This window comes from Enterococcus sp. AZ067 (genome assembly GCF_051715005.1).
GTDB classification, from domain to species: Bacteria; Bacillota; Bacilli; order Lactobacillales; family Enterococcaceae; genus Enterococcus_D; species Enterococcus_D casseliflavus.
Map to the genome: position 1 here is coordinate 2,347,829 of NZ_JBIOSY010000001.1, position 19,176 is coordinate 2,367,004.

Below are 19,176 nucleotides of genomic sequence, written 5' to 3' on the forward strand. Positions count from 1 at the left end.
CTCTTCTGACTACTGCTCGTCAGATAGTTGCCATAAGGGCAGTACGATATTTTCATAGGTCAGTGGATCAAGATTTGTGACGGTGATCCCCAAAAGACGGATGCCTTTTTCCAGACCTAAAATTTCTTCCCAAATCAGACTTGCTTCGGAAAATAGCTGTTCTTTTTTATGAACATAGGTTGGCAAGGTCACTCGCTTGGTGATCGTAGAGTAATCACTGTAACGAACTTTCAACACGACCGTCTTGCCATGTTTTTGTGTGCGCTTCAGTGATCTTTCGACTTCTTCTGCGATAGCCCGTAACTGGCTCAATACTTGTTCTTCACTGGTTAATGGATTGCCGTATGTATGCTCTTTTCCAACTGATTTCCGTTCTCTCGTCACACTAACTGGGGAATCATGGATCCCTCTAACTTTCCGATACAAGGAATACCCCATTTTGCCAAATTCACGAATCAGCGCCATCTCACTCCAGCCATACAGATCAGCTCCTGTAAAAATACCTAACTCATGCATCCGCGGAACAGTTTTCTTCCCGATCCCGTGAAATTTATCAATGGGTAATTGTTGCAAAAATGCCACTGCCTCATCTGGCATCACCACCGTCAATCCTCGTGGTTTATGATAATCCGAAGACAGTTTTGCTAAGAATTTGTTGTAACTGACTCCTGCCGAACAGGTCAGATGAGTCTCTTGCCAGATGTCTCGTTGAATCAAACGAGCGATCTTAATTGCTGAAGGACAATTGATCTTGTTGACTGTGACATCTAGATACGCTTCATCAATAGAAACTGGTTCGATGATGTCGGTGTACCGATGAAAAATTTCTCTGACTTGCTGGGACACTTCACGATACTTTTGATGATTTCCCGGTTTAAAAATCGCTTGCGGACAAAGCTCATAGGCTTTTTGCGCACTCATTGCCGAGTGGATGCCATATTGTCGTGCCAGATAATTGGCGGTCGTGACCACTCCTCGTCCGCCAGTATCACTTGGGTGACGGGCAATGACGAGGGGATGCTTGGCAAGCTCTGGATCATCCCGTTCTTCCACCGAAGCAAAAAAAGCATCCATATCAATATGAATAATTTTGCGGCTCGTATCATTTTTTAAGGGAAATTGTAGTTCCGACATCGTTGTTCACCTCACTTCTTATTATAAACGAACAGAAGTTCCCTATCAAGCAAGGAATCGTGGGAAGCACGCAAAAAGGACCAATCTTCATTGGTCCTTCCTTCTACATTCACTGCTTTTGCGGCCCTCTTCATGGTCCAAGAAGTTCTACTATAAGGCAGCTTCCCCTCGTTCATTAGTGCGAATCCGAATCGCTTCTTCCAACGGGTAGACGAATATTTTGCCGTCACCGACTTCATCTGTCCGACAGATCGATACAATCAGTTCAATCACCGCATCGACTTTTTCATCTGCTAAAACAAAACGGACATTTACTTTTGGTAAAAGAGTTGTGATCACTTCTTGGCCACGAATAAACTCTTTGAGGCCTTTTTGATTGCCGCAGCCCAGCACTTGACTGACTGTCATGCCGCTGATCAAATCAGACTGGTCTAATGCGGCCTTTAGTTCTTCTAATTTTTCTTGGCGAATAATCGCTTCAACTTTTTTCATGACTGCTCCTCCACTCTTAAGAATCTAACCCCATAAAGGTAGGATAGGCCGTTTCGTCATGTTCGATCCGATCCATCCCCACTGCTTCTTCTTGTTGCGATACGCGAATCGGCATCACCCATTTGATCAAAGTGATAATGACAAAGGATAAGATACCTGCAAATAGAATCGTAAATACGATACTTTCGGCTTGTACGAGAAAAAGATCAACGCCGCCATAGAGCAATCCTGACCGTCCACCCACTGCTGGATCCGCAAAGATCCCCGTCATCAAACCGCCAAAGATCCCGCCTACGCCATGGCAACCAAAGGCATCCAGCGCATCATCTAATCCTAGACGATGTTTGATGACAGAAATAAAGAAGTAGCAAAACGGACTGACTAAAGCGCCAATGATAAAGGAAGACCAAAGCGAGACAAATCCCGCACCTGGTGTGATGGCAACTAAGCCCACGACGGCTCCAGTACACGCACCAACGATCGTCGGTTTGCCCAACACGATTTTTTCGATCAGCATCCAAGAAAGCATCGCACTGGCTGCTGCCGTATTCGTGGTCATTAGGGCGTGGATCGCTAGACCATCAGCTGCTAACGCAGAGCCAGCATTAAAGCCAAACCAGCCAAACCATAAAAGGCCAGCACCTAGTACAACAAAGGGAATATTATGAGGACGATATTCGGTTTGATGAAATTCTCGCCGCTTACCGACAACGACCGCTAAGACTAACCCACTGATACCCGAACTGATATGAACGACATTGCCTCCTGCAAAATCGATCGAGCCGATCGCATCTAAGAAACCGCCGCCCCATACCATATGTGCCATTGGAAAATACACGAGAACTAGCCAGAAGCCGATAAATAGGAAAATAGCTGAGAAACGCATTCTGCCCACGACAGATCCAGTAATGATCGCCGTTGTGATCAAGGCAAACATCATTTGAAAGGCCGCAAATAACCCTTCAGGAATCCCTTCTCCTTCTGTCATCGAGACATGATTGAAAAAGACTTTATCTAAATTCCCAATAAATGAGCCTGTGCCGCTAAAAGATAAGGTATACCCTAAAGCGACCCATAGCACAGACGCCAAGCCCATCGTACAAATCACCATCATCATGGTATTGAGGATGTTTTTGCGACGTTCCAATCCTCCGTAAAAAAATGCCAATGCTGGAGTCATAAGAAAAACCATGCCGCTACAAATTAAAATAAATGCAATATTCCCTGTGTTCATTTTTGACGCCTCCTTTTCTTTATGTTAGCTATCCTAACATCATATTTTCAAATAATCTAGATTTTTCTGAGAAAACCGTGAATTTTCTGAAAATAGCTAACTATTGATGTCAGATAATTTAACACAAGTCCGAAAAAAGACAAAAAAATACCGAGAGAATTCTCGGTATGATTACGTTTCTAATTGATGGTAGGCTTGATAAACAAGCTGTTTCTTCACTTGATTGCGTTTAGCCACTTCTTTGATGGCTTCTTTCGAAGACAAGTCTGCCTCTTCCATCAAGGCTGCCACCTGTTCAGCATAGCTTCCTTCATAAACGACTTCAGGGATTTCAGAAGCGCCTTCCACTAATAGACAGCATTCCCCTTTGATTGGTTGTTGGTCGAGGTATTCAATCAATTCTGAAAAGGTCCCTCGCAAATATTCTTCGTGGATTTTTGTCAATTCACGGCAGATAACTGCTTGACGTTCTCCCAATACCTCTTTCATCGTTTCGATCGTCGCTGCGATTCGATACGGTGACTCATAAAAAATCATCGTAGCTTTTTGGCTTGCCAATTCACTTAACGCTTGCTTTTGTTCTTTTTTCTTACGAGGTAAAAAGCCATAAAAAAGATTCGGCTGCGGTGATAAGCCAGAAGCGATCAGCGCGGTCAAACCAGCCGTAGGTCCTGGGAGCGCAATCACTGCGATTCCTTCGACCAAGCACGCCTTGACTAATTCATGACCTGGATCACTAATGGAGGGCATACCAGCATCACTGCATTGGGCAATAGTCTTGCCCATTTGCAGCTGTTCTATCAGCTGTGGCACCCGTTCTTTATAATTGTGTTCATGTAAGCTTTTTTGCGGTGTCGCAATCTCAAAATGATTCAACAATTTCTGGGTATTTCGAGTATCTTCACTTGCGATCAGGTCCGCTTCTTTTAAAATTTTGACACATCGGAACGTCATATCTTCCAAGTTACCGATCGGTGTTGGAACAAGATATAGTTTTCCAGTGTCTTGTTTATAACTTTGCTGCTTTTGCATGTACTGCTCCTTTCGAAAAAAAGACCAGCAGAAACTGATCTTTTTTCTAACGAACCGCTTCGTCTGTCAGCTATTTGCCGCTTTCACGATAGATCACTTCTAGACAAAACGCACAAGGTTCGTCATGTTCTCTGCGAGAACCGTATAAGTCATAACAAACATGAAATCCTTCTTCGTAAATCTTTTCTAAATTCATCCGTGATTTAGAAAGCTCTTGTTTGACCGATTCAGCGGGTGCATCTGCCACTTGGTTCAACTCACGAATGTGTTCACGTAAGCGTTGATTTTCCAATTCTAATGTCGTATTTTTTTCGACGATTTCTTGCAAAGACTGCTTCATTTCCGCTAGATTATTCAAGGAATTTTGCAACTCCACTTCTAACTGATTCAATCCGTCATATATTGATCGTTTGTCCATGCTCATTATGGTCACCTACTTATTTTGTCACTAGTTCTTCATAATCATACTCGATTGGTGTTTGCCGATCATGCAAACGGACTTTGATCACTCGGCTCAACAGATCCAGCCCGACCACACGTCCTTTGCCATCTGGCGTTTCAACTTCCTTGCCGCGATCCGGCAATTCTTTTTTTGCACGCTCATACTCTTCACTTTCGTACTTAAGACAACACATCAAACGACCACATAACCCTGAAATTTTTGCAGGATTTAAGGAGAGTCCTTGATCCTTAGCCATCTTGATGGACACTGGGATAAAATCGCCTAAAAACGTCGCACAGCATAGTTTGCGACCGCAGGGTCCAACTCCGCCTAGCGCCTTTGCTTCATCCCTGACACCAATTTGGCGCAGTTCGATCCGTGTATGAAATTCACTTGCCAAGTCTTTGACCAACTCACGAAAATCGACGCGGCTTTCTGCCGTGAACGAAAAAATCAGTTTTGTGCGCTCAAAGGTATATGCCACCCGAATCAGCTTCATTGGCAGCTGGTGTGCTCGGATTTTTTCTTTCCCGATTTTCAACGCATCGTCTGCTGCTTTTTGATTGGCGGCAGCTTGCTCCAAATCTTTTTTCGTCGCTCGACGCAGGATCGGTTTGACTGCTTGAGGCAAATCGCTCTCATTCATTTTTCTGCTTTTTGTAACCACCGTGGCAAGACATTTGGCATCTTGTGATTCCACGATGACTTGTTCATTTATGGTATAGGTCTGTTTTTTTGGTGTGTAAAAATAAATCTGGCCCACGTCATGATAACGCACTCCGACAACTTCGATCATCTCTGGTCTCCTTTTCCGGCTGCTGCGTTTTATCCATAGATGATTTTCACGGAAAATTGTTCTGCCACTCCTTGGAAAGACACATTGGCTTGCAATTTTTTTTGTGCTTGCAATGCGGCTTCAATGGCACGATTGATCTCTTTTCCCCATAAACCTTGTGCCAACAATCGATCTCGTTCCTCTTGAAAGTAAAATAACAAGAGCAAAAAGATTTCTGATTGCTGATTTTTTTTTTTTGCTAGACCCAATAATTTTTTCTGAACAAAAATAAATGCTTGCGGGTCTTTCTTCAAAAGGTAATTCACCCAACGCTTAACAGCATCCTTAGTTTCATTAAACCATTCATCCTGCGAGATTTCAACTGCTTTATGATAACTATTAGTCAAGTGGCTCAGAAGTCGACTCGTCTCTTTGGAAAGTCCTTCTTCTTGGAGCTTCTCCTGTAGTTTTTCTTTTGACAGCTGCGAAAAATGAATGATCTGACAGCGAGACTGAATCGTCGGCAAAATACGTCCTAAACTCTCAGTTTCTAAAATCGCCAAAAAGTTTCCCACCGGTTCTTCCAAAAACTTTAATAGGCTGTTGGCAGCGCTGTTGTTCATTTTGTCAGCTTGAGACAAAATAAAGATTTTCAGACGACTTTCAAAGCCGCTTTTTGAGAACTCCTCTTGCAGCTGCCGAATCTGGTCGACTTTGATCATCTGCCCATCCGGCTCGATTTGGATGACGTCAGGATGCTCTCCTTGGGCGATCCGCAGACAATTGCTGCAAGTGCCGCACGGGGCTTCTTCTTGCACATTGGTACAAAAAAGGCGTTTTGCGAGCCACAGACTTAATTCGTGCTTGCCAGTCCCCTTGTCCCCTTCAAAAAGATAAGCATGAGCAATGCGCCCATGCTTGATACTTTTTTTTAGTTGGGCAAAAACAAGAGGCTGATATTCTTGTAGAAATAACTCCTCCATGAAAAGCTCCTTTTTTAATATTGATGGAATCCGTCAACCGGTAGCACGAACACAGTTGCTCCGCCGACTTCGACTTCGACTGGATAAGGAACTTGACCGTCTAAGGAAATGTCTAAAGACATCGGTGTCGAGACATATTGTTTTCTTGATTGACAGGTTTTTTTGATCAATTCTAATGCATCTTGTACCCGATCGTCTTCAATACCAATGATAAACGTACTGTTGCCAGCCTTTAAAAACCCACCCGTTGAGGACAATTTTGTAGCACGGATATTGGCATCAATAAACTCATTTGCCAAACGATTACTGTCTTTGTCTTGTACGATTGCCATAATTAATTTCATGGGACCATCTCCTTTGTGTTATCCAACCTACTCTAGATTGACTTGAAGTAAGCAGGATACGATTCAACGATTGCTGAATAGCTGGATTCAACAACTTCTTGTAACCCCATTCTAGCATCAATCTTATGAATGCGTACAGGATTTTCTTCCGCCAGCTTAAGATACGCATGACGAACCCGTTGATGAAACTCCAATCCTTCCGAATCTAAGCGGTCATATTGATGTGCGCGGTTTTCTTGGATGCGACGCAAGCCAGTATCAGAGTCAACATCTAGATACAAGGTAAAATCAGGCGTCGTTCCTTCCGTCGCAAACTCGTTGATCCGTGCGATCTCAGGAATCCCGATGCGGCGTCCAGCTCCTTGATAGGCAAGCGAACTGTCAACAAAGCGGTCACAGATCACGATGTGTCCAGCATTTAATGCCGGCAGGACAACCTCAATCAAGTGTTGGCGGCGGGCCGCTGCATAAAGTAAGGCTTCCGTCCGCTCATCCATTTCTTCATTTCGCGGATCTAAAATAATTTTACGAATCTTTTCAGCGATTTTAACTCCGCCAGGTTCTCTTGTTTTCACGATTTTTCTTGTTGCTTCAAGCTGTAACCGAGGATACAACTCTTCGATCACACTGGTTTTTCCAGCACCATCCGGTCCTTCGATGGTTATAAACAATCCATTCACCCTAATTGCCTCCAATATCTTTATAATTCTCGGCGACCTTCTACTGCTTTTAGCAAGGTCACTTCATCCGCGTATTCAATATCGCTGCCCACAGATAAGCCATGAGCCAAACGCGTGACTTTAATACCAGCAGGCTTGATCAAACGTGACATATACATCGCCGTTGCTTCACCTTCCGTGGTCGCATTGGTCGCAATAATCACTTCTTTGACCTGATCATCATGCAGCCGCTGTATCAGCGATGCAATGTTGATATCTTCTGGACCTGTCCCTTCCATCGGGGATAACACGCCATGCAGCACATGATAAAGTCCATGATACTCCCGGACTTTTTCTAGTGCCATGACATCTTTAGGCTCTTCAACCACTAAAATCGTTTCTTTGTCTCTTGTTGGATCACTACAGATCTCACAAGGATCTTCTTCAGTTATATTTCCGCAAATACTGCAAAAGTGCAAATCTCGTTTGACACTAAGCAACGATTTGGCAAACTCATTGACGACTTCTTCTTTCATATCGATTGTATAAAATGCCAAACGTGTCGCGGTTTTTTGTCCGATTCCCGGCAGTTTCATGTAACTGTCGATCAATCGGGCGATCGGTTCAGGATATTGCACCGTCATTTCTCCTTTTATAGACCCGGAATGTTTCTTGTATATTTGCCCATCGTTTGTTCCGATTCTTTTTCAATTTTCTTCAATCCGTCATTGACAGCTAAAATGATCATATCTTGCAGCATTTCCACATCGTCAGCATCAACGATCGCTTCATTGATAGTAATGTCTTGTAATGTCTTATCGCCAGTAAAGGTCGCTTTGACATAGCCATTTGTCGATTCGCCGATAAATTGTTTGCTGTTCAGCGCTTCTTGTTCTTTCATCATTTCTTTTTGCATTTTTTGCATTTGTTTCATCATGCCTTGCATATTTCCCATGCCTCGCATCATTATCAATCACTCCATTTTCATTAATTTTCTTCAATGCTGGTTAATTCACCAAATAACTCTTGCGCTTTTGTTACTAAGTCGTCATTTTCAGGTTCGACAGGAGCGGCTTCGGTCTCTTCTTGGTCTACTTCAATTTCCGAATCTGCCGTTGCTTGACCGCCGGCCAAAAACTCTTGCCGTAGTGCTGGCCAACTTTCTTTTGTGATAAAGACAGCCTGGGGGGCGTAGTCTTTGATCATGCGAGACAATTGATTATGGATCATCAATTGAAACTCTTGGTCGTTACTTGCTCGCTGGCATAAGATCTCATAGTCAAAAGCGATCACGACGCCCGATTCGCTGGCAGCTTTTGCTTCACTGGAATGCAGCATAGCTCTTTGCGTCACGGAAAGAGACATCAAAAGATCGTCCCAAACATTGCGAACGTTTGCCAAGTCTTTCTTCGTTGCACTTTTCAGTACTTGGAACACGCGTTCCTTTGGTAAACGGAACGTAGTGGTCGCCTTGGCTTTCTTCACTGGCGCAGTGGTTTCCGCAACGGCACCTGCCGGTCGATTCTCCTGCAGTCGTTGCACCTCTGCCTGAAGTTTTTGCAATGCTTGCCGTAACTGCGCCACTTCTTGACTATTATCAGCTGAATTGCTAGCAACAGCAGCACTTTCTGGATCATTGGCTAATTTGACCACAGCCACTTCCAGATAGATCGTAGGATTGTTCGTAAATCGTACTTCATTTTGCGTATCGTTTAAGACCGTGATCCAGTGATAGATTTTTGCTGGCGGGGTATTTTTTGCCAGCGTTTGAAACGCTTCAGTCAACTGCAGCGACTTTTCAGATAGCAGCTGCGGCGCTTGTTGATACATCAGCAAGTCTCGACAATAAACCAACAAGTTTTCCAATAAACGTCGGGCTTCTTTACCAGAGGCTAATAACTCCCGCAAGGTCGCTAACGCATCGGCAACTTCTTTTTCCCCGCAAGCTTGCATCAGACGGTCCATCATTTCATAGGACAAGCTGCCCGTCACTTCAAGAGCATCTTGGGTCGTTACGGTTCCATCACTAAAAGCGATCGCCTGGTCGGTGATACTCAAGGCATCCCGCATACCGCCTTCTGCGGCTCGCGCAATGATCTGTAAAGCTTCTGCTTCGTAATTGATCTCACTAGTAGTAAGGACCGTTTCTAAATGACCCACGATATCTTGCGTATTGATCCGTTTGAAATCAAAACGTTGGGTTCGAGAAATGATCGTTGCTGGAATCTTATGGGGCTCTGTTGTTGCCAAAATAAAGACAACATTTTTCCGTGGTTCTTCCAATGTTTTTAGTAAAGCGTTGAATGCGCCTGTTGACAGCATGTGCACTTCATCAATGATATAAACTTTGTATTCAGCTTGGGTCGGTGCATAGTTCGCACGATCACGAATAAAGCGAATTTCTTCTACACCGTTGTTGCTTGCCGCATCGATTTCGATCACGTCTTCTTGCGTCCCTGCTGTGATTGAGCGACACATATCGCACTCATTGCAAGGCTCACCGTTGACCTGGTTCGGACAATTGATGGCTTTGGCAAAAATTTTCGCTGCACTTGTTTTCCCGGTTCCTCGAGGACCCGTAAATAAATAGGCATGCGAGATCTGGTTTTGATCGATTGCATTTTTTAAGGTTTGGGTAATTGCTTTTTGTCCGACAACATCATCAAAACGCTGAGAACGCCAAACACGATATAATGCTTGATAAGCCATAGTTTTCCACACTCATTTCAAAATTCGCTACCTTCTATTATACGTAATATCAGCCAAAAAAACCACCGTTTGCGTGGGGGAATCTCAAAAGAAATGGAAATTTAATCCGCAATCTCCAATTTGTCTCTTTTATTCAAATCCACCTGCGAACGAACCGTTTATTGATGGATTTTGCGAAAAACTCCTCTCCAACTTTAGACTGATAACGTAAATCTCACCTCCTATGGTATAATGAATCTATGTTCATCTATTGTGATGAAAACAATTTAAAGGAGGACTGAAAATGGGTATTATCAAAGCGGCAACAAGCGCAATTGGCGGCGGATTAGCAGATCAATGGCTAGAGGTGATCGAGCCTGACAATATGAGCGATTCGACAGTAATGACAAAAGGTGTCAAAGTGCGGCGTAATGACAAACGCGGTTCCAACAGAAAAGGCACAGAAGATGTCATCACTGATGGCTCAGTGATTCATGTCTATCCGAATATGATGATGTTATTGGTTGATGGCGGGCGAATCATCGATTATACCGCCGAAGAAGGCTACTATACAGTGAAAAACGAATTAGCGCCTTCAATGTTAAACGGTTCATTGAAAGATGCGATTTCTGAAACGTTTGACCGCTTTAAGTTTGGTGGCGTTACACCGCAAAAACAACAAGTTTTTTATATCAATCTACAAGAAATCAAAGGGATTCGCTTCGGTACTTCCTCGCCTTTGAATTATTTTGACAACTTTTACAACGCAGAACTTTTCTTGCGGGCGCACGGAAACTATTCCTTACGAATTACCGATCCAATTTTGTTCTATACGAATGCGATCCCAAAAAACAAAAGTCAAGTCGATATCAACGACATCAACGAGCAGTACTTAGCTGAATTTTTGACCGCCCTACAAACAGCGATCAACAAAATGTCCGCTGATGGCGAACGAATTTCTTACGTTCCATCTAAGAGCATGGAATTAAGCAAATATATGGGAACAGTTCTTGATGACAGCTGGCGAGAACTCCGAGGAATGGAAATCGTTTCGGTTGCCGTCGCAAGCATCTCTTATACGGATGATTCCGTAAAATTGATCAACATGCGGAACCAAGGGGCAATGTTAGGTGACCCTTCGATTCGTGAAGGCTATGTTCAAGGTTCGGTAGCTCGTGGTATGGAATCTGCCGGTAGCAATGCCGCTGGCGCTACGACTGGGTTTGTTGGCATGGGCATGGGGATGAACGCTGGTGGCGGTTATTTGAACCAAGCGTCACAAAACAACCAACAGCAGATGCAGCAGCAACAAGCACCTGCACAAAGCAACGCAGATCATTGGGACTGCCCACAATGCGGCACATCTAATACTGGTAAATTCTGCAGCAATTGCGGCACGCCTAAACCAACGAGCGATGGACCAAGTCTGAAAATGAAATGCAGCGATTGTGGTGAAGTGATTGATTTAGCCAACGGCATTCCAAAATTCTGTCCGAATTGCGGCAAACCTTTCAAAGGTGTCCCAGTAGACTAATTGAGGAGGATTGCTGATGGATGTTATCACACATAAGTGCCCCAATTGCGGGGGCGCTTTAACCTTTGATCCTGGCGATCAAAAATTTCATTGTCCATTTTGTCTGAGTATTTTTACTGAAGACGAAGTCACTGCCTTTGAAGAAAAGCAAAAAGAAGCGCAAATGGCCGCTGATTCTTCTGTAGATGCCACGGCTACCTCAGTGACGGAGCCGAGCCTTGAAGAAGAAGTGCAGCAACAAGCCAATGCACAAGCGGGACAGATGGACCTTTTCACCTGCCCCAGCTGCGGTGCTGAAATCGTGACGGATGCGACTACAGCTGCAACCTATTGCTACTTTTGCCATAACCCGGTCGTTTTATCTGGACGGCTTTCGGGAGAATTTTTGCCAAACAAAGTCCTTCCCTTTGCGATCGAAAAAGAAGAAGCAACGCAAAAGTTTTTAGAATGGGCGCAAAAGAAAAAATTCGTCCCACGGGATTTCTTCGACCAAGCACAAGTAGAGAAATTGACTGGCGTATACTTCCCTTATTGGGTCGTCGATGCCGAGATGAACGGCTCCCTCTCAGGAATGGGTACCTCCTTGCGTATTTGGCGCGTTGGTGATATTGAATATACTGAACACAAACAATACGATGTCTTGCGACGAGGAAAAATCAAGGTGAATGAATTGCTCAAGCATGCGCTGTCAAAAAACGTCCAACAAAAAATGGTAACTGGCGTTCAGCCGTTTCCCCTTGAAAAAGCTGTTAATTTTCGCAGTCAGTATTTAGCCGGCTTCCAAGCAGAAAAAAGAGACATTGAATACATTGCTCTTTCCGACGAAGTCAAAAACGAATTATCGGGGTATGCTGAAAACCTGCTAGCAGGTACCGTCAATGGCTATACTAGTTTTAAACGCAACAATCGATCCATCAATCTAACAAAAGAAGAAAACAATTACGTTTTGCTTCCTGTATGGCTAGTGACCTATCGAGCCGATGATGAAAACAAGAGTGCCTTTTATTATGCGATGAATGGGCAAACAGGAAAAGTCAGCGGTGTTTTACCAATCAGTTACAAACGCTTGGGAATCGTCAGTGGCGCAATTTTCGCGGCAACGACCATCCTCGCATTGATTGGAGCGTATTTCTTATGAAAAAACTATCCTATTTGTTGCTTCTGCTGGTTGGCTTTTTCTTCACCACCCTGCCCGCCTTCGCAGCCGAAGAGACAGTCGCAGACCACGCTGGACTTTTTACCGAACAAGAAATCCAGAAGTTGAATGAAGAAGCAGAAGCGCTGAATGCGAAAATCAAAGGCGAAGTGTTTATTCAAACAACGAACAGCAACACGGGAGATATCGAGTTGTATACTAATCGATATCTTTCAAGACGGATCGGCAACGACAACAATGGATCCGCTTTGGTGATCGATATGTCGCAACGTAAATTTCACGTTTCGACTTCTGGAAATATGATCGATTACCTCACTGACTCACGTCTAGACAAGCTACTTGATGCGGTATTTGACCAGATGGCAGAGGGAAATTATTACCAAGCGGCATTGGTCTATCTGCAAAAAGCGGCTGGTTTTGTGGAAGCAGGTGTTCCTGCCGATCACTATCGTATCGATCGTGATACTGGAAAAATTACTTATTACAAAGTGATGACGCCACTAGAAATTGCTATTTGCTTAGCAATCGCAGCAGTGATCAGTATCGCCTTTTTCATCATTGTTAAATCCCGTTACCAATTAAAAATGGGCGGCTACAAATTTAACTATCTAGAAAAATCAAGTATTGATCTGACCCAAAAAGAAGATCGCTTAGTCAACTCCTTTGTCACAACCAGACGCATCCCTCGGCCTTCGAATAATGGCGGAGGCGGCGGTGGTGGCGGTTTTTCTGGCGGCGGAGGCGGCAGTACGACCCACTCTTCTGGCGGCGGTACTTTCGGCGGCGGCGGACGCAGCTTTTGATTTTTCAAGAGTTCCTTTAATAAGGAACTCTTTTTTTGTTGACATTTTTCATAAAAACATCTACCATTTAGGAAAAAATAGGAAATGAGTTGGTATTTTGATTGAAATTATTAGAAAGAACAAACTTTTTATTAGTTTGAGTAGCCTACTAGTATTCTTAACTGTCCTAACAAACCTAGCCTTCCCATTGCTTTTACAAGAAGATCACGCACTGCGCTTCGATCATCTCGTTGGCTTATTAGCGTTCATATTAAGCATTACTTATTGCGCACAATTCTTACTGATTGTGATGAAAGAGCGCTATGCAGCTACGATGAACGTTCGCCATCTCTTGGAATTGTTAAAAAAAATGAAAAGAAAGAGTTATGTAGAGCTTTCTGAAAAGGAACCCACTTATCTATTAAACCGCATCTTTGGCGTTGTTGATTCCTTATACTTGTTTATTTGTGGTAGTTTTAGCGAAGCCATTCGCTGCTTTTTCTTATTGCTGATCCCGCTTTTTTTGTGTTTCCAATTGCATTATTTACTGGGTTTCATTTTACTATTGCTATTTCCCATCAATGTTTTTGGGTTTCGATGGATCAATCAACAGTTAAGTATCAAGATGAAAAATATGCAAGAAGCATTTGCTCTTAGCAATAAGGAAATGTTAACAACATTGTCCCATATTGATACAATGAAGCAATGGAGTGACGCTGTTCTTGAACAGCTGTTTTCCTCTCAATTGACATCGATGTATCAAACATTAGCAAACACCAATACTTTTGCCCAAACGACTAGTTTAGTCCTTAATGCGATCAATCAGATCGCCCAGATAGGAATCTATTTGTTTATGATTCAAGGAATATTACAAGATGAATTGCCAACCTCTGCGTTGATTTTGATTGGCGTGCTATTGCCCATTTACTTTTCTGCATTAAGTGGTTTAACGAAAATCAATCTTGATACAGCCACTCTCAGGATCAATCAACGTTTTGTTAACGAAGAATTGGCTGCTCCCGAGGACTGCTCGCACCAAACGAGTGAAGCTGCTCTAAGTCTTACTTTCGACCACCCTGTCGTATCAATTGGCAACCGCAGCTTTTCCTTCCCCATTGAAGAAACCTTGAAACCTGGTGAACATATTTACTTGGCTGGCACTTCAGGAAAAGGAAAATCAACGTTTTTAAAGGCGATTGCTGGTCTTTATCCATCAGAAGGAATATCGCTTTCCACGAAGAGTAAACGCATCAAGCCGAGAAAACCTGAAACAGATAAAACCATCTACCTTGCTCAAGAACCTACGATTCTCTCTCGGACAATTGAAGAAAATCTTGTATGGGGAAGAAAAATGACGGAAGAAGAAAAAACAATTATCGAAACCTCTGGTATTTTAGCGCCCATTTTTCAACAGCGCTCTTGGACCAGCAGGCTTACGGAAAACGGAGCCGATTTATCAGGAGGAGAAAAGCAAAGAATCGCTTTGGCTCGCTTATTAGTAAGTGATGCAGAAATTTTTTTGCTAGATGAAGCTACTAGTAGCCTTGATGATGAATCTGCCGAGACGATCATGAAGTGTCTAAAAAAACATGCGGAAAAACGTATTATCATCTATACTAGTCATAAGAAAGAGGAGCAACGCTTTTGCGATCGCATAATTACTTTGTAGGAGGAACCGATGAAAGATTATTATACCGTTGAAGAAGTCGCTGAAAAACTGGGCGTAACGACTCGAACCATCCGAAATTATCAAAAGACCAACCAACTTAAAGGGACAAAAGTTGGCGGACAGTGGCGCTTTTCTTACAAAGATGTGGCTTCGTTGATGGGCGAACCATTTGAAGATCCCCTGCTTTCTTTTGCTTCAATACGTTCAGAAAAACAGATACCCGAAAGCTTACTTGCCATTGATTTCTTTATTGAATCAGAAGAATTACTGCAACAGCAAAAAAAAATCGTTATTGATGAATTCAATGCACTTTACTCAGGGGAAAGTCGGCGTTTTTACTTTGAAAAAATCCACCCAACGATGGCACGATTTACATTGGTCGGACCATTGAAATATGTAACAACCTTTGGACAGTGGATCGAAACAATACTTTCTCCCCCAAAGTAATCATCTGAGCACCTGCTTTGAATTTAAAAGAAGAGACCCAATTAGGAGAATGTCTAATCAGGTCTCTTCTTTCTTTTTTGGAAGGCTTGTTGCACTCAGATGATTTCCTTAAACACAGAGAAATCAATATTGCCGCCGGAGACCAAAGCCACAGTTTTCTTTCCTCGAAGTAAATGATCGATCTGTCCGCTTAAAATCGCCGCTGTACTTAATGCACCAGCACCTTCTGCAATGACTTTTTCCTTCAAAGCCAAGTAATGGATCGCTTGTTCGATGTCGGATTCTTCAACTAAGACCGTTTCATCGATACGGGTCTTTAAAACATCATAGGTCAGCTCCCCTGCCAAAGCAACATCACAGCCATCGGCGATCGTTCTACTGCGGCGATTGGCTACCAGCTTTTGCTGCCAGATCGATGCGATCATACCATAAACGCCATAGGATTGAACGCCGATGATTTTGACTTCTGGACGAAGTTCTTTTAAGGCTAAAGCCATCCCAGCGATCAACCCACCACCGCCGATGGGAATAATGACATTATCAACATCTGGAAGATCCTCCAACAGTTCGATCGCAATCGTTCCTTGCCCCTCCATTACTGCACGATCATCAAAGGGAGAGACAAAAACTTCGCCACTTTCTTTCATGGCGTCTACTGTCAGTTGTTTGGTTTCATCAAACGTCTCTCCTGCTAAAACGACTTGTGCGCCATAGCTTCTTGTCGCCTCTATTTTTGTTTTAGCAGCCGTTAATGGCATAAAGATTCGGACATTGATCCCCAGTAACGATCCTGCGAGAGCAACACCTTGCGCATGATTTCCTGCAGAACAGGCGATGACACCGCGAAGTTTTTCTGCATCAGTCAATGAAGCGAGCTTGTTATACGCCCCCCGCGCTTTAAAGGAGCCGGTACGCTGTAGATTTTCTAATTTCAAAAATATCGCGCCCTCTTTTTCTTTGCCTAAAATATTACTTGGTGCAAGTGGTGTATGGATCATGATTGGTTTCAATCGTCGATACGCAGCAGCGATCCCCAGACTGTCCGTCAACACTTCCTCAATCACAAACGTTCCCCCTTTTTTGTTTTTTTATACTCTCATTGAAGCACAGAACTTGTAGAAAAACAAACTGGGGAACTCGTACAAGCAAAGAGCACTTCCCTATCCTTTACACGTCAATGTCACCAACTATTCTTACAGAAGAATTTTCAGAAAATAATGACATTTCTTTTCTGAAGTGCTATACTTAGAAAAATTAAAAAAGGGTGTGAACGAATGACAATCGATTGGTCAAATTTAGGGTTTTCTTATATCAAGACGCCATGGCGTTTTTTGGCAACATGGAAAGACGGTTCTTGGAATGAAGGCGAACTTACCGAGGATAATTATCTGCATATCCACGAGGGATCAACCGCTCTTCATTATGGACAACAATGTTTTGAAGGACTAAAAGCCTACCGAAGAAAAGATGGCGGCATCAATTTGTTCCGTCCAGACGAAAATAGCAAACGGATGAATCGCAGTGCCTATCGCCTGCGCATGCCAGAGGTTCCTGAGGACTTTTTCTTAGATGCGGTAAAACAAGTAGTAAAAGCAAATCAGGAATATGTTCCACCTTATGGCAGCGGCGCCACCTTGTATATTCGTCCTCTATTGATTGGGGTCGGAGAAAACATCGGTGTCAGTCCAGCACCAGAGTATATTTTTACGGTTTTTTGTATGCCTGTCGGTCCTTACTTTAAGGGCGGATTGACACCGACCAATTTCATTGTTTCTGATTATGATCGCGCGGCACCAAATGGTACTGGCGCAGCCAAAGTTGGTGGAAATTATGCTGCGAGTTTGTTGCCTGGATACGAAGCCCATCAGCGGAAATTTTCCGACTGCATCTATCTGGATCCAGAAACGCATACCAAAATCGAAGAAGTCGGTTCTGCTAACTTTTTCGGAATCACGGCTGACAATGAATTTGTGACACCAAAATCTCCTTCTATTTTGCCAAGTATCACAAAATATTCATTGCTGCATCTAGCGCAACACTCATTAGGATTGACCCCTGTTGAAGGCGATGTTTATCTCAATGAGCTGGATCGGTTTGTCGAAGCGGGTGCCTGCGGAACAGCTGCTGTTATCTCCCCAATCGGCGGGATCCAAAACGGTGAGGATTTTCATGTGTTCTATAGTGAAACGGAAGTTGGTCCACAAACAAAAGCATTGTATGATCAATTGACCGGCATTCAATTTGGAGATATTGCGGCCCCAACAGGTTGGATCTTTGATGTCCCATTGAAATAGCCACACCCATAGACCATCATAAAACGAACGGTCCACTGTGATCGTTCGTTTTATTCTCTTTCCGCCAACCAATTCCTTTCCATCAGGAGAGAATTGATTGCCACAACTCTTTTGACTTGTTACAATCATAGCAAAGGGAGGCGTAATGATGGGCAAACGACTCGGCTATTCTTTGCTAGCAACAGCATTGTATTTGGTGGTTTCCAATATCGGTAATCTCGTTTTTGGTATCAACCGCAGCTTTAGCTGGACCACAACATTGTGGGAAGCATTTTTCTTTTTTATTTTTGTGTTCTTATTCCAACAATTTCGAAAAAAATAAGCAGTGATCCTCGCTAGTAAGAAACGAGGATCGCTGCTTATTCCTTTTTCAGGAATTTCATTTACTAAAAAAAAGCGCCAAATCCCTTCATACAAAAGGATTTGACACTAAGAAAAATTATTTTACAGTTACTGAAGCGCCAACTTCTTCTAAAGCTGCTTTCAATGCTTCAGCTTCGTCTTTAGAGATGCCTTCTTTAACTGCTGAAGGAGCTCCGTCAACGACTGCTTTCGCTTCTTTCAAGCCTAAGCCAGTTGCTTCACGAACTGCTTTGATAACTTTAACTTTTTGATCGCCAGCTGCAGTCAATTCTACAGTGAATTCAGTTTGTTCTTCAGCAGCACCAGCATCGCCAGCTCCACCAGCTACAGCTACAGGAGCTGCAGCAGATACGCCAAATTCTTCTTCGATAGCTTTAATTAAATCGTTTAATTCTAAGATTGTCGCGCCTTTTAGCTCTTCGACAATGTTTTCAATGTTCAATGCCATTTTATTTTCCTCCATTTAAGTAAGTAGTTTAGTTTTTTAATACTGAAAAATCATGCGGCAATTATGCTGCATCTTCTTCTTTTTCTGCCACTGCTTTGACAGCGTAAGCCACGTTGCGGATAGGTGCTTGTAGCACAGATAGCAACATAGAAAGAAGTCCTTCGCGGTTTGGCAATTTCGCCAATGCAGTAATTTCTTCCAATGAAGAAACTTTGCCTTCGATGATACCGCCTTTGATTTCTAAAGCTTTTGCGTCTTTTGCGAAATCGTTAATGATTTTTGCAGGTGCAACAACGTCTTCGTTACTGAATGCTACGGCAGTAGGGCCAGTGAATACTTCACCTAAACCTTCTAGACCAGCTTTTTCAGCAGCACGAGAAAGAATTGAGTTTTTGATAACTTTCATCTCAACGTTTGCATCACGCAATTGTTTACGTAAGCGAGTTACTTCATCAACAGTTAGACCACGGTAGTCAACAACGACTACAGATGCGGCTGCAGAGAATTTTGCACTCACTTCATCAACGATCGCGGATTTTTTAGCGATAGCTGCTTCACTCATTTATATTTCACCTCCTGATTTTGATGGAAGAGTTTCTTCGAAACAAACTGTTCCTTCGTCCTATAAAGGACAATAAAAAAACTCTATGCCACCGTAGACATAGAGGGACTATTGAAGATTCTCAATAAACGTCCTCGG

At 43.2% G+C, this 19,176-nt stretch carries 22 protein-coding genes and 1 other annotated feature (1 of these 23 running past the window's edge); of the genes, 7 read left to right on the top strand and 15 right to left on the bottom strand.

Translation table 11 applies throughout. The features are described from left to right. Positions 1-9: 9 nt before the first annotated feature. The 12 genes from dinB to dnaX form a co-directional block, all read right to left on the bottom strand. Positions 10-1,134: a DNA polymerase IV gene (dinB, locus tag IGI82_RS11120; RefSeq protein WP_005229832.1), complete on the bottom strand. Its 1,125-nt coding sequence runs from the start codon at positions 1,132-1,134 to the stop codon at positions 10-12. Positions 1,135-1,284: 150 nt separating this feature from the next. Next, the gene (locus IGI82_RS11125; RefSeq protein WP_005229830.1) at positions 1,285-1,626 is read right to left on the bottom strand and encodes a P-II family nitrogen regulator; all 342 of its coding nucleotides are present in this window, start codon (positions 1,624-1,626) and stop codon (positions 1,285-1,287) included. A gap of 16 nt (positions 1,627-1,642) precedes the next feature. Further along, the gene (locus IGI82_RS11130) at positions 1,643-2,860 is read right to left on the bottom strand and encodes an ammonium transporter (protein WP_087627661.1); all 1,218 of its coding nucleotides are present in this window, start codon (positions 2,858-2,860) and stop codon (positions 1,643-1,645) included. A 171-nt stretch (positions 2,861-3,031) separates the two neighbouring features. Next, positions 3,032-3,892, bottom strand: coding sequence for a 16S rRNA (cytidine(1402)-2'-O)-methyltransferase (gene rsmI / locus IGI82_RS11135; RefSeq protein ID WP_015509949.1), 861 nt, complete (start codon positions 3,890-3,892; stop codon positions 3,032-3,034). 70 nt (positions 3,893-3,962) lie between these two features. Next, positions 3,963-4,310, bottom strand: coding sequence for a DNA replication initiation control protein YabA (locus tag IGI82_RS11140; RefSeq protein ID WP_026008088.1), 348 nt, complete (start codon positions 4,308-4,310; stop codon positions 3,963-3,965). Positions 4,311-4,329: 19 nt separating this feature from the next. Further along, positions 4,330-5,130 carry a PSP1 domain-containing protein gene (locus IGI82_RS11145; protein ID WP_087627662.1) on the bottom strand — a complete coding sequence of 267 codons (801 nt, stop codon included), beginning with the start codon at positions 5,128-5,130 and terminating at the stop codon, positions 4,330-4,332. Positions 5,131-5,159: 29 nt separating this feature from the next. Continuing rightward, positions 5,160-6,092 (bottom strand): DNA polymerase III subunit delta', encoded by a 933-nt coding sequence (gene holB, locus IGI82_RS11150; protein WP_438842228.1) that lies wholly within the window; start codon positions 6,090-6,092, stop codon positions 5,160-5,162. A 14-nt stretch (positions 6,093-6,106) separates the two neighbouring features. Then, positions 6,107-6,436: a cyclic-di-AMP receptor gene (locus IGI82_RS11155; RefSeq protein WP_005229817.1), complete on the bottom strand. Its 330-nt coding sequence runs from the start codon at positions 6,434-6,436 to the stop codon at positions 6,107-6,109. Between the two features lie 32 nt (positions 6,437-6,468). Next, positions 6,469-7,116 carry a dTMP kinase gene (gene tmk / locus IGI82_RS11160; protein WP_005229815.1) on the bottom strand — a complete coding sequence of 216 codons (648 nt, stop codon included), beginning with the start codon at positions 7,114-7,116 and terminating at the stop codon, positions 6,469-6,471. Between the two features lie 20 nt (positions 7,117-7,136). Next, complete coding sequence (gene recR / locus IGI82_RS11165) at positions 7,137-7,733, bottom strand: recombination mediator RecR (RefSeq protein ID WP_005229813.1); 597 nt, start codon at positions 7,731-7,733, stop codon at positions 7,137-7,139. A gap of 14 nt (positions 7,734-7,747) precedes the next feature. Beyond that, a complete protein-coding gene (locus IGI82_RS11170) occupies positions 7,748-8,062 on the bottom strand; it encodes a YbaB/EbfC family nucleoid-associated protein (protein WP_005229811.1) in 315 nt (104 codons plus the stop codon). A gap of 20 nt (positions 8,063-8,082) precedes the next feature. After that, positions 8,083-9,804, bottom strand: coding sequence for a DNA polymerase III subunit gamma/tau (dnaX, locus tag IGI82_RS11175; protein ID WP_015509951.1), 1,722 nt, complete (start codon positions 9,802-9,804; stop codon positions 8,083-8,085). A 283-nt stretch (positions 9,805-10,087) separates the two neighbouring features. Between dnaX and IGI82_RS11180 the strand changes: the two genes are divergently transcribed. From IGI82_RS11180 to IGI82_RS11200, 5 genes are all read left to right on the top strand, one after another. Further along, a complete protein-coding gene (locus tag IGI82_RS11180) occupies positions 10,088-11,317 on the top strand; it encodes an SPFH domain-containing protein (RefSeq protein ID WP_010749514.1) in 1,230 nt (409 codons plus the stop codon). A gap of 16 nt (positions 11,318-11,333) precedes the next feature. Next, on the top strand, positions 11,334-12,455 hold the full coding sequence (locus tag IGI82_RS11185) for an ATP-binding protein (protein ID WP_087627664.1): 1,122 nt from the start codon (positions 11,334-11,336) through the stop codon (positions 12,453-12,455). Beyond that, positions 12,452-13,276 carry a TPM domain-containing protein gene (locus tag IGI82_RS11190; RefSeq protein ID WP_010749512.1) on the top strand — a complete coding sequence of 275 codons (825 nt, stop codon included), beginning with the start codon at positions 12,452-12,454 and terminating at the stop codon, positions 13,274-13,276. The genes IGI82_RS11185 and IGI82_RS11190 overlap by 4 nt, the downstream gene beginning before the upstream one ends. A gap of 97 nt (positions 13,277-13,373) precedes the next feature. Continuing rightward, complete coding sequence (locus tag IGI82_RS11195) at positions 13,374-14,924, top strand: ABC transporter ATP-binding protein (RefSeq protein WP_087627665.1); 1,551 nt, start codon at positions 13,374-13,376, stop codon at positions 14,922-14,924. Positions 14,925-14,933: 9 nt separating this feature from the next. Beyond that, positions 14,934-15,371, top strand: a complete 438-nt coding sequence (locus tag IGI82_RS11200; protein WP_087627666.1) for a helix-turn-helix domain-containing protein — start codon at positions 14,934-14,936, stop codon at positions 15,369-15,371. Between the two features lie 95 nt (positions 15,372-15,466). On the opposite strand, the gene IGI82_RS11205 is transcribed toward IGI82_RS11200, so the two are convergent. Then, positions 15,467-16,435 carry a pyridoxal-phosphate dependent enzyme gene (locus IGI82_RS11205; RefSeq protein ID WP_087627667.1) on the bottom strand — a complete coding sequence of 323 codons (969 nt, stop codon included), beginning with the start codon at positions 16,433-16,435 and terminating at the stop codon, positions 15,467-15,469. 210 nt (positions 16,436-16,645) lie between these two features. On the opposite strand from IGI82_RS11205, the gene IGI82_RS11210 reads away from it, so the two are divergent. Continuing rightward, positions 16,646-17,665, top strand: a complete 1,020-nt coding sequence (locus IGI82_RS11210; protein ID WP_005229799.1) for a branched-chain amino acid aminotransferase — start codon at positions 16,646-16,648, stop codon at positions 17,663-17,665. A gap of 148 nt (positions 17,666-17,813) precedes the next feature. Then, complete coding sequence (locus IGI82_RS11215; RefSeq protein ID WP_005231922.1) at positions 17,814-17,987, top strand: hypothetical protein; 174 nt, start codon at positions 17,814-17,816, stop codon at positions 17,985-17,987. Positions 17,988-18,104: 117 nt separating this feature from the next. Here IGI82_RS11215 and rplL read toward each other — a convergent pair whose 3' ends face one another. After that, entirely contained in the window at positions 18,105-18,476 is a 372-nt protein-coding gene (rplL, locus tag IGI82_RS11220) for a 50S ribosomal protein L7/L12 (RefSeq protein WP_003127081.1), read from the bottom strand. A 61-nt stretch (positions 18,477-18,537) separates the two neighbouring features. Then, a complete protein-coding gene (rplJ, locus tag IGI82_RS11225; protein ID WP_005236672.1) occupies positions 18,538-19,038 on the bottom strand; it encodes a 50S ribosomal protein L10 in 501 nt (166 codons plus the stop codon). A gap of 65 nt (positions 19,039-19,103) precedes the next feature. Next, positions 19,104-19,176, bottom strand: a sequence feature (ribosomal protein L10 leader region) (it continues 54 nt past the right edge of the window).

What these genes read in the sequence shown, in the direction of transcription:
- dinB (WP_005229832.1), bottom strand. Translation starts at nt 1,134, where the DNA reads ATGTCGGAACTACAATTTCCCTTAAAAAATGATACGAGCCGCAAAATT.
- IGI82_RS11125 (WP_005229830.1), bottom strand. Translation starts at nt 1,626, where the DNA reads ATGAAAAAAGTTGAAGCGATTATTCGCCAAGAAAAATTAGAAGAACTA.
- IGI82_RS11130 (WP_087627661.1), bottom strand. Translation starts at nt 2,860, where the DNA reads ATGAACACAGGGAATATTGCATTTATTTTAATTTGTAGCGGCATGGTT.
- rsmI (WP_015509949.1), bottom strand. Translation starts at nt 3,892, where the DNA reads ATGCAAAAGCAGCAAAGTTATAAACAAGACACTGGAAAACTATATCTT.
- IGI82_RS11140 (WP_026008088.1), bottom strand. Translation starts at nt 4,310, where the DNA reads ATGGACAAACGATCAATATATGACGGATTGAATCAGTTAGAAGTGGAG.
- IGI82_RS11145 (WP_087627662.1), bottom strand. Translation starts at nt 5,130, where the DNA reads ATGATCGAAGTTGTCGGAGTGCGTTATCATGACGTGGGCCAGATTTAT.
- holB (WP_438842228.1), bottom strand. Translation starts at nt 6,092, where the DNA reads ATGGAGGAGTTATTTCTACAAGAATATCAGCCTCTTGTTTTTGCCCAA.
- IGI82_RS11155 (WP_005229817.1), bottom strand. Translation starts at nt 6,436, where the DNA reads ATGAAATTAATTATGGCAATCGTACAAGACAAAGACAGTAATCGTTTG.
- IGI82_RS11170 (WP_005229811.1), bottom strand. Translation starts at nt 8,062, where the DNA reads ATGATGCGAGGCATGGGAAATATGCAAGGCATGATGAAACAAATGCAA.
- dnaX (WP_015509951.1), bottom strand. Translation starts at nt 9,804, where the DNA reads ATGGCTTATCAAGCATTATATCGTGTTTGGCGTTCTCAGCGTTTTGAT.
- IGI82_RS11180 (WP_010749514.1), top strand. Translation starts at nt 10,088, where the DNA reads ATGGGTATTATCAAAGCGGCAACAAGCGCAATTGGCGGCGGATTAGCA.
- IGI82_RS11185 (WP_087627664.1), top strand. Translation starts at nt 11,334, where the DNA reads ATGGATGTTATCACACATAAGTGCCCCAATTGCGGGGGCGCTTTAACC.
- IGI82_RS11190 (WP_010749512.1), top strand. Translation starts at nt 12,452, where the DNA reads ATGAAAAAACTATCCTATTTGTTGCTTCTGCTGGTTGGCTTTTTCTTC.
- IGI82_RS11200 (WP_087627666.1), top strand. Translation starts at nt 14,934, where the DNA reads ATGAAAGATTATTATACCGTTGAAGAAGTCGCTGAAAAACTGGGCGTA.
- IGI82_RS11210 (WP_005229799.1), top strand. Translation starts at nt 16,646, where the DNA reads ATGACAATCGATTGGTCAAATTTAGGGTTTTCTTATATCAAGACGCCA.
- IGI82_RS11215 (WP_005231922.1), top strand. Translation starts at nt 17,814, where the DNA reads ATGGGCAAACGACTCGGCTATTCTTTGCTAGCAACAGCATTGTATTTG.
- rplL (WP_003127081.1), bottom strand. Translation starts at nt 18,476, where the DNA reads ATGGCATTGAACATTGAAAACATTGTCGAAGAGCTAAAAGGCGCGACA.
- rplJ (WP_005236672.1), bottom strand. Translation starts at nt 19,038, where the DNA reads ATGAGTGAAGCAGCTATCGCTAAAAAATCCGCGATCGTTGATGAAGTG.